Origin of the sequence: Frankia sp. AiPa1 (assembly GCF_023243075.1) — a bacterium.
GTDB lineage: Bacteria > Actinomycetota > Actinomycetes > Frankiales > Frankiaceae > Frankia.
The window spans coordinates 1-13,826 of the sequence record NZ_JALKFZ020000110.1 but is presented as its reverse complement, the minus strand read 5'-3'; the positions used below and the strand labels follow the sequence as shown (position 1 = coordinate 13,826).

The window sequence follows — 13,826 nt, the reverse complement described above, 5'->3', positions numbered from 1 at the left end:
ATGTTGCGGACCTGGCTGGTCAGGTTGCCCGCCATCGAGTTCACCGACTCGGTCAGGTCCCGCCACACCCCCGACACCCCGCGCACGTGCGCCTGGCCGCCCAGGTTGCCCTCGGTGCCGACCTCCCAGGCCACCCGGGTCACCTCGTCCGCGAACGAGGAGAGCTGGTCCACCATCGTGTTCAGGGTGTGCGCCAGGCCCGCGACCTCGCCGCGGGCGTCGACGGTGATCTGCCGGGTCAGGTCGCCTCGGGCCACCGCGGCCGCCACCTCGGCGATGCTGCGGACCTGGGTGGTGAGGTTGCCGGCCATGACGTTCACCGAGTCGGTGAGGTCCCGCCAGACCCCGGAGACCCCCTTGACCTGGGCCTGGCCGCCGAGCTTGCCCTCGGTGCCGACCTCTCGGGCCACCCGGGTGACCTCGTCGGCGAACGCGGAGAGCTGGTCCACCATTGTGTTCACGGTCGACTTCAACTCATGGATCTCGCCACGGGCATCCACCGTGATCTTCTGGCTCAGGTCGCCCTGGGCCACCGCCGTGGTGACCTGAGCGATGTTGCGGACCTGGCTGGTCAGGTTGCCCGCCATCGAGTTCACCGACTCGGTCAGGTCCGCCCAGACGCCGGAGACGCCCTTGACCTTGGCCTGCCCGCCCAGGTTCCCCTCGGTGCCGACCTCGCGGGCCACCCGGGTCACCTCGTCCGCGAAGGACGAGAGCTGGTCCACCATCGTGTTCACGGTGGTGCCGATCCGCAGGAACTCGCCACGCACCGGCTGGCCAGCGATCTCCAGCGCCATATGCTGGGACAGATCGCCCTCGGCCACCGCGGCGATGACCCGGGCGACCTCGTGCGTCGGCCGGGCCAGGTCATCGATGAGGGAGTTCACCGCCTGTGTCATGTCCGACCAGCCGTCCGGGCTGCCCAGGTCCTCCATCCGCAGAGTGAGCCGGCCGTCCCGGCGGATGACCTTGCTCACTCGGGCGAGTTCCCCCGCATGCCGTTCCTGCAGTGCGGCGAGCTCGTCGAACCGGCGAAGCACTTCGCCGGCGACGCCCCCCCGGGCCGGCCCCCGAGCTGCCAGCCGGGTGGAGAAGTCGCCCTCGCAGAGCTTGGTCAGCCCGGCCAGCAGGTCGGCGATCAGATCGTCCGACGACGTCCAGGCCACCCCGTCGTCCCGTCCAACCAGGGGCGCATCCGGATCGCGTGGTGCATGAGGGACGATGGTCGCGGTAGCGTCACGGCCGGGCACGGCACCGTTGCCGGGCCGGGCGGCAGCGCTGTCGGGCCGGGCGGCACCGCTGGCGGGCCCGGAGGGATCGCCGGGCACAGCGGGATCGCGGCGGGCCGGGGACTGGTGATCGTCAGTGGCACTCATCGGTCTCCTAGCTGAGCTCGGTCGGCACGATCGTCTCGGACGACGGGCCGGGCGGAGCTGCCCGGACCAGGGGGCGGTCTCCTCGGGGCACCGGCGTGGCGGGCGTCGGTGGACAGGTGACACCAGCCGTCAGTATCCGCCTCACGATGGACAACGCAGGAGAGACTGAGCGACATGAGTGGCGCAGGAGGGGGTCCGGCAACGTCGGAGCACGCCATCACGTTGCCGCCCACGCCCGACTCTCCCCGGTCGGCGCGACGGTTCGTTCTCGAGACCCTACGCGGCCGGCTCGACGACGACCTGCTCGACTCCGCGTTGCTGCTGGTCACCGAGCTGGTGACGAACGTCGTGGTGCACGCGGGCACCGCGGCCACGGTTGACGTGCGCCCGGAGGGGCTCGGCGTCCGGGTCGGCGTCGCCGACCGCCATCCCGTCCGCATCGGCATGGCCCGGGTGAAGAAGGTCGATGTTCCCCGCCCGCCGTCGGCGTTCGCCGAGGATGCTGACTTCGGCCTCGACGGGCTGCGCGAGGACGGACGTGGCCTCGCCCTCGTGGACGCGCTGGCCACCAGCTGGGGCACCGAACACCACCGTGGCGGCAAGACGGTCTGGTTCCAGCTCCGCCCACCAGCCGGCACCGACACCCTCGTCGACACCGGTCGCGACGTCAAGGACACCGAGCTCACCGGGGCCTTTTCCGACGGCCGCACCGGCATCGACGCCGACCCGGCCGGCGCGGACGGCGGTGGCCGCACCGGTCCGGTTCCCGTCACCGGCCATCACGGCGCCGTCGATGATCCAGACCGCCGGGTGCCGGCTGGCCTGGTGCCCCGGCAGCTGGGGCCGCCCCGGCCGCCTCGGCTCATCGCCCGCGACACCGCTCGCGCGCTGACCGCCGAGGGCGAGGTGAACGAGTTGCTCGCCCAACTCGTCGACGCCCTCGGGGTCACCGCCGGACTCGTGCGTCGCCCCGGGCGCGACGGTGGACGCGTCGAGACCGTCGCGAACCTCGGCGTGGTAAGCGACGACGCCGAGGCCCTCGCCTACTCTCTCGACCCGACCCAGGAAAGCCTCGGCGAGCTGTTGCTGTGGCCCGTGCCCGGGACGGGCCTCGTCGCCGGCGACCTCGAGCGGATCCAGTTGGCGACCCGCTGGATGGCCCTGGCGCTCGGCGGCGGGGACATGCGGCGGGCCGAGGAACGCCGCATCGGCATGCTGTCCTTCCTCGCCGAGGCATCCGACCTGCTGGCCGGCAGCCTGGAACTCGGCCACTCAATGGCGTTGCTGGCGCGGCTGCCGGTCCCGCGGCTCGCCCAGTGGTGCACGGTCTACCTGCATCGGGAAAACGCCGATCCCACGCTCTGGCAGGCCACCCACGCCGAGGAAAGCCTGGAGGGCCCACTCGGCGAGGCAGCCGCTGACGAGAACGGCCCGCTGATGGCGGCGGTGCGCGGCGCCAGCGGTGACCGGGTGCGCTCGCTGACCGCCTTCGGCGGGCCGGCCCTGGTCATGGTGCTCAAGGCCCGCCGTCGGGTGCTGGGCGTGCTGGCCCTGGGGCGTCCGGAGGGCAACGCGTTCGCCGCCGACGAGATCGACCTGCTCGCCGACCTCGCCCGCCGTGCGGCGTTCGCCATCGACAACGCCCGGCTGTACAGCCGGCAGGTGGAGCTGGCCGGCACCCTGCAGGCCGGCCTGCGCCCGCCGGACCTGCCCCGGATCACCGGCCTGGACCTCGGCTCGGCCTACGGCGCCGCCCAGTCCGCCGGGCTCGATGTCGGCGGCGACTTCTTCGACCTGCTCTGGGGCCCGCTGGGGTGGACGATCGCGATCGGCGACGTCTGCGGCAAGGGCGCCGAGGCGGCCACCGTGACCGGCGTGGCCCGTGCTGTCCTGCGCCTGCTCACCGGGCGCGGCACCGATCTCGGCGAGGTCCTGCTCGAACTGAACCGGACACTGCGCGACGCCGCCTCCTCCCATCCGAACGGCCAGGGCCGTTTCTGCACCCTGGCAGCGGCCTCGGTCCTCGGTCCGGCTCTGTCCCCACCGACGGCGGCCGACCTGGCGGAGCCGGCCGGGTCGGCAGGCACGTCCGCCCAACCCGCGATCACGGCCCAGGCGGCGGGTGTGGCCCAGGCGGCGGGTGTGGCCCAGGTGGAGGACCTGGGCGGGACGGGAGTGCGGCTGCGGCTTTTCCTCGCCGGGCATCCACAGCCGGTCGTGCTGCGCGCCGACGGGCAGGCCGCTCTGATCGGCCGTCCCGGAACCCTGCTGGGCATCCTCGACGACGACGAGGTCTCCTTCCCCGCGATCGATGTCACGCTCGGCACCGCGGAGGCTCTGATCTTCTACACCGACGGAGTGATCGAGGCCCGCGACGGCAACGAGATGCTCGGCGAGGAACGACTGCTGGCCGCCGTCGCCGACTGTGCCGGCCTGTCCGCGCAGGGCATCGCCGATCGGGTCCGCACCACCGCGGAGCGCTTCGCCGGTGGCAACCTGCGCGACGACGTGGCCATCCTCGTCGTGCGCGTCCCGGGCTGAGCGCTCCCGGCTACCGACCCGTCTGGCCGGGCAGGGGATGAGGGCGGCGCAGGTCAGCGGGCCCAAACAAGTGCCGATGCCCGTCTGGCATCGGCGTAATCCACGCGATCCGGATGCCGACGCTTCAATCGGCCCCCAGCGGGTACACCAGCACAAGATGTCCTCGTTGTTCAGGCTTGGTGGTCGATGAACGCGTCTTCGGTTCCGATGGACGTGGTGCGGCAGGCGACAACACGGTGTCCGCCCGCAACCCACATCCTCGCCGAGCTCCCCTACCTTCCCTCGGCCGTGCCCCAGGCACGCCACGTGCTGCGGGAGGGCTTGCGCATGTCGGACATCCCCGAGGATGTTCGCAATACCGCCGAACTGCTCGTCAGTGAACTGGTGACGAACGCGGTCAAGTACGGTGAGCCGCCGTTGTGGCTGTTCATCGAGATGCGGCCCGGCCTCATCCACGCCTCGGTGTCGGACACGTCCACCGTCCTGCCGCAGCGCCGTACGGCCGCAGCCGACGCGGAGGGCGGTCGCGGCCTGCTCGTCCTTGATGCTCTGGCCGGCAGTTGGGGGACGGTGGCCGCCGAGACCGGCAAGTACCTCTGGTTCGACCTGCCGGTTCCGCCCGCGCCCACCGCCGCCCGGACGACGCAGGAGGCGGCCCAGGACAGCTCTCGGGCGGCGCCCGCCCCGGCATCCGACCCCGCCGCGGCCACAGCGTCGGAGCCGGCGCCGCGGCGCGCGGCAGGCGTCGTTCCAGCGCCCGCGTCGACGCCCACCGAGCCGGAGTCACCGCCCCGTTCCGGGCCGGCCTCCATCCCGCTCACCAGCCGCGGCACCTCCTCCACCCGAGGGCACTCGTCGGCTCGGGGCGCCCTGGCCGTCTCCCTCACCCGGGCCGGATCGGCGCACCCGTCTCGGGGTGCTGCCCGGGAGGCTCAGGACACCCACGAGGCCCTGAGCCTCAGGGACGTCCAGAACGTCCGAGAGCGGCAAGGCCCTCGCGACGCCGGGGATGGCCGTCGACTTCCCGATGCGCACGGAGCGTCCGGTCAGACGGGCCCGACCATCGTGACCCGTCTCCTCTAGAATTCACTCCCAGTATTTGTTCCGTCGCCATCGGCGGCTCCTCGGCCCGTTTCGGTGGCTTTCCGGACCGGACGATCACCCGGTCCGCATCGCATCGCATCGCGGCTGCCCGGCCGCCCGGCCGGCCGTGGAACCTCCGCGGTGGCCTTGATCGGGCTCACGTCATCGACGTCATGCCGCCACGCCGGGCCATGTCGCCGCCGTGGCCGGCGCCCATCGGCGTACGGCTCACCGCTCGTCCGCTCACCGCTCGTCGGCGCACGGCCCCGTTGGCACACGGCAAAACTGCGACTTTGGCCCGCAGGTATACTTGCGTTCCTGGTTCGGAGCCGCGAGATCTGGTGGGAATTTTATCCGATAAACAACAGCCACGACCGAAGGAAATACGATCGCCGACCAATCGCCTCGATAACGGATGGATGTGCGGGTCGGTGCTACCCGACTCCCCCGACAAGGACTGTTACATGGCTGAGAACGACACCACCACCACCGACGTCTTCGAACCGTCCGTGGACAACGAGGCCACGATAAAACTCTGGCAGGACCGGCACTCCTTCGAGGTGGCCGATCTCCTCCCCGCGGACGATGACGAGCGGCGGCGCTATGTCGTGAGCATGTTCCCCTATCCATCCGGGGACCTGCACATGGGCCACGCCGAGGTGTACAGCATCAGCGACGCGATCGCCCGGTTCGAGCGGCTGCGTGGCGGCGCGGTGGTCCACCCCATCGGCTGGGACTCCTTTGGCCTGCCCGCGGAGAACGCGGCCCTGCGCCGGAACCTGGACCCGGCGGCGTGGACCTACCAGAACATCGACGTGCAGGCGGAATCGTTCCGCCGGCTCGGCATCTCCTTCGACTGGCGCACCCGGCTGCACACCTCCGACCCGGAGTACTACCGCTGGAACCAGTGGATTTTTCTGCGGATGTTCGAGAAGGGCCTCGCCTACCGCAAGTCGGCCCCGGTGAACTGGTGCCCGACCGACAAGACCGTGCTCGCCAACGAGCAGGTCATTCAGGGAAAATGTGAGCGGTGCGGCACCGAGGTCGTCAAGCGAAAGCTCACCCAGTGGTTCTTTCGCATCTCTGACTACGCCCAACGCCTGCTCGACGACATGGCCCAGCTCCAAGGGAGATGGCCGGACGACGTGCTGGCGATGCAGCGCAACTGGATCGGCCGTTCGGTCGGCGCCCACATCGACTTCGCCGTCGACGGGCGAGACGAACCCGTCCGGGTGTTCAGTACACGTCCTGACACGTTGTACGGGGCGACCTTCTTCGTCGTCGCCGCGGATTCGTCGCTGGCCGACGAGCTGTGCGCGCCAGAGCAGGCAGCCGCGCTCGCGGCATACCAGGAACGCACCCGCGCGACTCCCGAACTGGAACGGCTGGCCACCGACCGGCCCATGACCGGTGTTCCCCTCGGCCGCACCGCCCGTAATCCGCTCACCGGCGATCCCATACCGATCTACGCCGCCGACTACGTCCTGGCCGAATACGGCACCGGCGCCGTGATGGCGGTACCCGCGCATGACCAGCGCGATCTCAACTTCGCCCGGACGCTCGAACTGCCCGTGCGGGTGGTCATCGACACCGGTGAGCCGGATCCGGCGGCGACCGGCGTCGCGACCTCGGGTGATGGCCGGCTGATCAATTCCGGCTCGTTGGACGGGCTGTCGGTGACGGAAGCGAAGGCGGCGGTCATCGCGGACCTCGAGGCCCGCGGCGTGGGCACGGCCGCCGTGACGTTCCGCGTGCGGGACTGGCTGATCTCCCGCCAGCGTTACTGGGGCACCCCCATTCCGATTATTCATTGTCCGGCGTGCGGTGAGGTCCCCGTTCCGGACGCGGAACTGCCGGTCCGGCTGCCGACCACCGGATACGAGCTGCGTTCCGAGGACGGCAGTTCCCCGCTGCAGTCGGCGTCGGAATGGCTGGCGACGACCTGCCCCACCTGCGGCGCGCCGGCCAGCCGGGACACCGACACGATGGACACGTTCGTCGACTCCTCCTGGTACTTTCTGCGTTTCCCCAATCCGACCTACACCGAGGGTCCGTTCGATCCGGCCGGCATCCGGGCCTGGCTGCCGGTGGACGAGTACGTCGGCGGCAAGGAACACGCCACCGGTCATCTCTTCTATGCCCGGTTCATGACCAAGGCTCTGCACGACCTCGGTTATCTGCCCTTCACCGAGCCGTTCACTCGGCTGACCAACCAGGGTCAGGTCATCATGAACGGCCGGGCGATGAGCAAGAGCCTGGGAAACCTGGTCAATCTCCAGGAACAGCTCGCCCAGTACGGTCCGGACGCGGTCCGCATCACCATGCTGTTCGCGAGCCCCCCCGAGGAGGACATTGACTGGGCAGACGTCTCCCCGGCCGGTTCCATCAAATGGCTCAACCGGGTGCTGCGGCTCGCCCACGACATCGGACCGGCCACGGGAACCGGCATCGCCACAGGCGCCCTCGCCGCAGAAACGGCCTTTCCGACGAGTGGGGATCCGGCCGTCCGAAAGCAGGTTCACGGCCTCATCGCGGCAGTGACCCGAGCGATGGAAGCCAAACGGATCAACGTGGCGATCGCCCGGATGATGGAACTGACCACGGTGGTGAAGAAGGGCCACGACACACTCCGGGCCCCGGACGCCGCCGTGCGCGAGGGCGCGTCGTCACTCGTCCGGATGCTCTCCATCGTCGCGCCGTTCTCCGCGGAGGAGGCCTGGTCGCTGCTCGGGAATCAGCCGTCGGTCATCGACGCCGGCTGGCCGGCGTTCGATCCAGAACTTCTGGTCGAGACAACGGTCACCTGCGTCATTCAGGTCAACGGGAAAGTTCGTGACCGGATCGAGGTGCCAACATCTGTTTCCGAGGACGAGCTGCGGGCGCTGGCCCTCGACGCGCCGAAGATCCAGTCCCTGGTCGCCGGCAACACGATCCGCAAAATGATCATTCGTGCGCCCCGGGTAGTGAACGTGGTGCTCTGAGCCTGCCGCCTGCCGGTGGGAGGACGACACGACGTGGCCGGGCGTGCCCGAGGAACTCCGCGAGGGCGAACTCGTAGCCATAGGCACCGGCCATCGGGAAGACAACCGCGTCGCCGGTGCGCACCGGACCGACTGTGATGTCACGGGCCAGGGTGTCCTCCGGTGTGCACAGCTCCCCGACGACGGTCACTGCCCGCCCTGTCGTGTCGACCTCCGCCATCGGCCACGTGGCAGCCACCTCACGCTCCTCCGCCGGTCCCGCCGGCCCCGCCGGCCCTGCCTGGTCCGTCTGCCCTGCCTGGTCCGTTGTGCCAGATCCGGCCGGGTCACGCACGCCGGGATCCTCGCCGCGGCCGGGATCCCCTGACCCGTTCGGGCCAGTCGCCAACTCCTGGTCACCGGGGTCGCCCAGCAGCGGCCCGTTCCGGTTCACGACGGCGAAGTTGTGCACGATCTCCCAGGACGTGGGCAGAGCGAAATGGTGGATACCGCCGCGCAGTACTACGAAGGTGGTCCCGTAGGACCGCTTCACGTCCGCGACCTGCGCGGCGTACCACCCGCAGTCGGCGACGAGGAGCCGACCGGGCTCAAAGATCATCTGCACTCCGGTGGGGACGGCCAACCGGCTGAGGCCGTCCCCGAACCGGGCCAGATCAAACGGTCGTTCGCCTTTCCGGTCCGGCTCGAACGGCACTCCGAAGCCCCCGCCCACGTCCAGAAGACGCAGGTCCATCCGGGCGGCACGCGCCGCCCGTTCGGCGAAGTCCAGGCACCAACGGACGTAGTCCAGATGGGCCGGCACATCGAGATTCGCGGAGACGGCGTGGACATGGAATCCGGCCACGTCCACGTGCGGCAGACGTCTTGCCAGTTCCAGGACGGCCGGCACCTCCGGCTCGGGCACTCCGAACGCGCTCGGGCGCCCGCCCATCTGCAGTGATCCGGTGAGACGGACCTGCCGTGGGTTGACCCGCACGGCGACGGTGACCCGCCGCCCGAGCCGGGCGGCAACTCCCTCCAGACGGTGCAGCTCGCCCGGGCTCTCCACATTGACCACCGCATCCGGCGTCTCGGCCAGCGCAGTCAGCAGAGCGAGTGACTTCGCCGGGCCGGAGGAGACCAGCCGGCGACGCCGTGACGCCACCCGGTCAAAGGCATCCAGGGCCAGGCGCACCTCTCGCGTCGAGGAAACCTCGAAGCCGTCGATCCCGAGGCCCGACAGCAGCGCGTCGAGGATCGGTGCGAAGCCGTTGGCCTTGACCGCGTAGCAGATCTCCGCCCACGCCGGCAGGCAGGCCCGCAGCGCGGCGGCGTTGCCGGCGGCGATCGCCGGCTCGTACAGGTAGGCACTGGCATCGGCGGTGCCCGCCGACCCGTCTCGCACCGCGCTCAGCACAGTGCTGGGCAGGCTGTCCGCCGGCAGCGCACGCAGCGGAGCCGCCGATGGCGGCAGTTCCATCCGAGATCTCCCTTCCGGGGTGGAGGACCAGACCGACCGCCCGTCCGGGCGCAGGCCCACACCGACGGGCTCCCTGCCGCGGCTGTGTCCTCCGTACCACCCATCGGGGCCATACGCCGAAATAACCCACATACGAACCCGACACATATCTGCGGCGATTCGCGCCGTCTGGCGCCCGCGGGCGACGAACTCTCATCCCGCATCGGTGATTGCCACAAATCTGGATCATCGGCCTAGCAGGCTCGGATTCGGCGTGTCCACATCCGAGTGACCACTGTTGGGCGTGTGCCTGGCCACTCACCCCCACCCGACCGGCACTCCGTCGGCCGATGCGGCGTTTGCGCGACGATGCGGGATGAGCAGGCGGACTATGGAGTGGCCGTCGACGCAGGCCCCCACGCGGACGCGCCAGAACCGCGGTCCCGGTGCGCGACGCACATTTTTCGATGAGTTAGGTTAGGCTTCCCTCAAACCGGTCCGCTCCAAAGGGAGTCGCCCCCTTGTCGGTTTCCGCTCACAGCGGCACAAATGCCGTTCCACCCGTTCCAGCGGTGGACGCGGCTGCGATCCTTGCGCGGCAACGCAGCCAGGAGTCCGCTGCCCGTACCTATGCACGCACCTTCCCGATCGTGCCGGTCAGGGCGGAAGGCGCGATCATCCACGGCGCGGATGGGCGACGCTACCTGGACTGCCTGTCCGGCGCCGGCACGCTGGCCTTGGGGCACAACCACCCGGACGTCGTCCAGGCCATGAGCGAGACGCTGGCCCGAGGCGCCCCTCTGCACACCCTCGATCTGGCGACCCCCGAGAAGGACGCCTTCATCGAGGAGCTGCGCGCCGGCCTGCCTGCGGGGCTCGGTCAGGACGCGAAGCTGCACTTCTGCGGCCCGAGCGGCGCCGACGCGGTGGAAGCGGCACTCAAGCTCGCCCAGACCGCGACCGGGAACCACACACTGCTGGCATTCACCGGTGGGTACCACGGAATGACGGCAGGCGCGCTGGCGGTGACGGGCAACGTCGCCGCGAAGAATCCGCTGCCGGCGCCGTTCTCGGTGGTCCGTCTGCCGTTCCCCCATCCCTACCGCTGCCCCTTCGGGGTCGGTACCGTCACCGGCCCCGCCGGCGGCCCGGACGGCGCGCAGCTGTCCTCCCGCTACATCGAGCGCCTCCTGGATGACCCACTCGGAGGGGTCACCGACCCCGCCGCCCTGATCGTCGAACCCGTGCAGGGCGAAGGGGGGGTGGTCCCGGCGCCCGACGACTGGCTGCGAGCGGTACGCGAGATCACCCGGCGGCGCGGGATTCCGATGATCGTCGACGAGGTACAGACCGGCGTGGGCCGAACGGGCCGGTTCTGGGCCGTGGAGCACAGTGGGATCGCCCCGGACATCCTCGTCATGTCCAAGGCGATTGGCGGCGGCCAGCCGCTCGCTGTCATCGCCTATCGCGCTGAGCTCGACGTCTGGTTGCCCGGCGCGCATACCGGAACCTTCCGCGGCAACCAGCTCGCCATGGCAGCGGGCCGTGCCACGCTGCGCCGGGTCCGCCTGGACGGCCTCGATGAACGGGCCGCACGTCTGGGCACGAGCATGCTGGCGGCCCTGGCCGAGATCGCGCGCGAGCGGCCACATCTCGGACACGTCCGCGGTCGTGGTCTGATGCTCGGGGTCGAGGTGGTCGATCCGACCGGTGAGCCGGACAGCACCGGAGCGCATCCAGCCGATCCCCGCCTCGCCGCCCTGATCCGGGCGGAATGCCTACATCGCGGAATGATCATCGAACTGGGTGGGCGGCATTCGGCGGTAGCGCGCCTGCTCCCACCCCTGATCATCACCGAGTCGCAGGCCGAGCATGCCCTGGCAACGCTGGCCGATGCTGTCGACGCGGCCATACACCGTCTAGGGTCGGCACCTGTTCAAGCTGGCCCGAGCAGGCGCAACCGTGCCGGCTGCACGCCATGGGATCGCCCGGACACCAGTCGCGATGCCACATGAACGGGCCAGCCGAGTCTCCGCTGGAGCTGCCCGATCTGGTCAGGCTGAGCATCGCCGCCCTGGGCGAGGGCCGTCGCCGCAGGGGCGGCCCGCTCCCGGACGGTGGCCCCTCGCGGGTGCACGCGGACGTACTGGCTGCTCTCGGCGCACCGCCCGACCGGCCCAGCGCACCGCCCAAACAGACCGAGACACCGCCCGACCGGACCGGGGCACCGCCCGACCGGGCCGGCCTGCTCCCGGCCGAGGGCATCGGCGCTGCGGCCTCGTTGACCGCACTCGTCACGGCACTGGCCGCTGGCAGCGTGGATCCGGCCGATCCATGGTGCGCGGGCCATCTGCACTGCCCGCCGCTGGCAGTCGCGATCGCTGCTGATCTCGCCGTCAGCGCGCTCAATCCGTCGCTGGACTCCTGGGATCAGGGGCCGGCGGCGATGACGGTCGAGGCCGAGGTCATCGCCGCCCTGGCCGCCCTGGTCGGGTTCGATCCCCGGCTGGCCACCGGAACGATCACCACTGGCGGCAGCGAATCCAACCTGCTGGGCCTCCTGCTGGCCCGCGACGCGGCCGCAAGCTCAGCATCGGCAGACACAGCGTCCGCAAACGCACGGCCGACCTCGCTGGAGCTGACCGCACAGCGGGCGGATGCCGGCGGGGCACCGCTGCGGGTATTCCGGTCAAGCGCCGCCCACCTGTCCGTGGATCGGGCCGCTGCCGTGCTGGGCCTGCACGGCCTGCCAGTGGCCGAGATCGCCACCGATGAGCGAGATCGGATGCGGGTCGATCTACTGCGTCAGGCCCTCGCCAACCACGACGGGCCCGCCGTCGTCGTCGCCACGGCCGGCACCACTGACGCGGGGGCTGTCGATCCTCTCCCGCAGATCGCTGCGGCGGTCGAGGAGCACCGCAGGCGGCCGTGGGGCCACATGGGCCAGATGAACCACCCAGATGCGTCTGCCTCCTCCCTCCACCGCGCCTGGTTACACGTGGATGCGGCCTATGGCGGCGGCGCGTTGTTCTCCCCGCGGCTGGCCGGACTCCTCGCCGGCATCACCCTCGCCGACTCGGTCGCGTTGGATCTGCACAAATGGGGGTGGCAGCCGGCGCCGGCCGGCGTTTTCCTCACCCCCCGTCCGGACGGGTGGCCGAGCCTGCGGGTGGCCCAGGCCGACTATCTGCGAGCGGACGACGACGAACAGGCGGGCTACCCAAGTCTGCTGGACCGGTCACTGCGCACCACCCGGCGGCCCGATAGTTTCCCGATCGCTGTGACCTTTCGGGCGCTCGGCCGGCGCGAACTGGCTGCTCGAGTGGACATCTGCCATGACCTCGCTCTGCATGCCGAACGTACGGTCCGTGCAGATCCCAGGCTGGAGCTCGCCCATCCGGTCACGCTGAGCACGATCGTCTTCCGCTATCGGCCGGCCTCCGCCGACCTGGACGATCTTGGCTGTGTGGACGAGCTGAACGCGCGGATCCGCCGCGCCCTGCTACAGGGGGGACGGGCTGTGGTCGGTCGCACCCGGGCGGGCCCCGAACGGGCGGTGCATCTCAAGCTCACCCTGCTCAATCCGGATGCCACCCCCGCCGACGTGAGTGCTCTGGTGAGTCTGATCGCCGCCACCGGCGACCATCTGGCGCGCCCGGACCACTCCGAGCATGCGGATCCGCCACACAACCGGAGCATCGCGTGAGCGTGGCTACGCCCAGCGCAGCAGGCATCGCCGACGACATCACCACCGAGACCCTCCTGCGCTGCTGGCTGCGCGAGAGCGGTGTGTTGCCGGCAGCCGACGCCGACATGGTGTACATCCGGCTGGCCGCCTCGGGCCTGTCCATCCGCGCGCGTCTTGCCCACCGCTCACCGTCCGGCTGGCACCGATTCGACCCGCCCGAGCTGGTCAGCCCAAACGGGTCGGCATCCGGCTTCATCGACGCGGGCCTGCTTGCAGCGCTGCTTGTCCGGGAGATCACCGCGGAGCGCGACCGGCCCGCGGCGGACGGCACGGTAGGCCTGCAGCGCATCGTCGAGTCGAGCGCCCGGATCGCCGGGCATCTCGAAGCCCGACGCCTGGCCGGCGATCCGACGCCGGCCGCGCCATTTCTGGCCGCCGAACAGGCCTCGCTCACCGGCCATCCGTTCCACCCTGCGGCGCAGAGCCGCCAGGGCGCGTCCGAAGCGACGATGGCCCGCTACTCCCCCGAACGGGCTGGTTCCTTCTCCCTGCACTGGCTGGCGGCGCACCCCTCCGTTCTGGCGATGCCGGGGGCCGCATCCCCCGGCTGGGGGGGGGGGGGGGGGGGCCGGCCCCGCCCCGCCCCCCCCCGGGGCGGGCGCGGGGGGGGGCGGGGCCGGCCGTTTTGGTGTCTTTTTTAAATATGTGGCCGCGCGCGC

8 protein-coding genes are annotated in these 13,826 nt (G+C 70.7%); 6 read left to right on the top strand and 2 right to left on the bottom strand.

Annotation, left to right across the window (positions count from 1 at the left end; genetic code table 11):
* On the bottom strand, positions 1 to 1,376 hold a 1,376-nt coding region (locus MXD95_RS08915), incomplete at its 3' end, for a HAMP domain-containing protein (RefSeq protein ID WP_250640078.1).
* A gap of 174 nt (positions 1,377 to 1,550) precedes the next feature.
* Here MXD95_RS08915 and MXD95_RS08910 point away from each other — a divergent pair.
* The 3 genes from MXD95_RS08910 (at position 1,551) to leuS (ending at position 7,981) form a co-directional block, all read left to right on the top strand.
* Positions 1,551 to 3,917 (top strand): SpoIIE family protein phosphatase, encoded by a 2,367-nt coding sequence (locus MXD95_RS08910; protein WP_250640077.1) that lies wholly within the window; start codon positions 1,551 to 1,553, stop codon positions 3,915 to 3,917.
* A 186-nt stretch (positions 3,918 to 4,103) separates the two neighbouring features.
* Positions 4,104 to 5,000, top strand: a complete 897-nt coding sequence (locus MXD95_RS08905) for an ATP-binding protein (RefSeq protein ID WP_250640076.1) — start codon at positions 4,104 to 4,106, stop codon at positions 4,998 to 5,000.
* A gap of 464 nt (positions 5,001 to 5,464) precedes the next feature.
* Positions 5,465 to 7,981 (top strand): leucine--tRNA ligase, encoded by a 2,517-nt coding sequence (gene leuS / locus MXD95_RS08900; RefSeq protein WP_250640075.1) that lies wholly within the window; start codon positions 5,465 to 5,467, stop codon positions 7,979 to 7,981.
* Here leuS and MXD95_RS08895 read toward each other — a convergent pair.
* A complete protein-coding gene (locus tag MXD95_RS08895) occupies positions 7,944 to 9,440 on the bottom strand; it encodes an alanine racemase (RefSeq protein WP_250640074.1) in 1,497 nt (498 codons plus the stop codon). The genes leuS and MXD95_RS08895 overlap by 38 nt on opposite strands.
* Before the next feature lie 551 nt (positions 9,441 to 9,991).
* Here MXD95_RS08895 and MXD95_RS08890 point away from each other — a divergent pair.
* Genes MXD95_RS08890 through MXD95_RS08880 form a run of 3 tightly spaced genes read left to right on the top strand, consistent with a single transcriptional unit; the run spans position 9,992 to position 13,808 of the window.
* Complete coding sequence (locus MXD95_RS08890; protein WP_250640073.1) at positions 9,992 to 11,434, top strand: diaminobutyrate--2-oxoglutarate transaminase family protein; 1,443 nt, start codon at positions 9,992 to 9,994, stop codon at positions 11,432 to 11,434.
* Complete coding sequence (locus tag MXD95_RS08885) at positions 11,431 to 13,125, top strand: pyridoxal phosphate-dependent decarboxylase family protein (protein ID WP_250640072.1); 1,695 nt, start codon at positions 11,431 to 11,433, stop codon at positions 13,123 to 13,125. Before MXD95_RS08890 ends, MXD95_RS08885 begins: the two co-directional genes overlap by 4 nt.
* Before the next feature lie 2 nt (positions 13,126 to 13,127).
* Positions 13,128 to 13,808 (top strand): IucA/IucC family protein, encoded by a 681-nt coding sequence (locus MXD95_RS08880; RefSeq protein ID WP_250640071.1) that lies wholly within the window; start codon positions 13,128 to 13,130, stop codon positions 13,806 to 13,808.
* Positions 13,809 to 13,826: the final 18 nt, after the last annotated feature.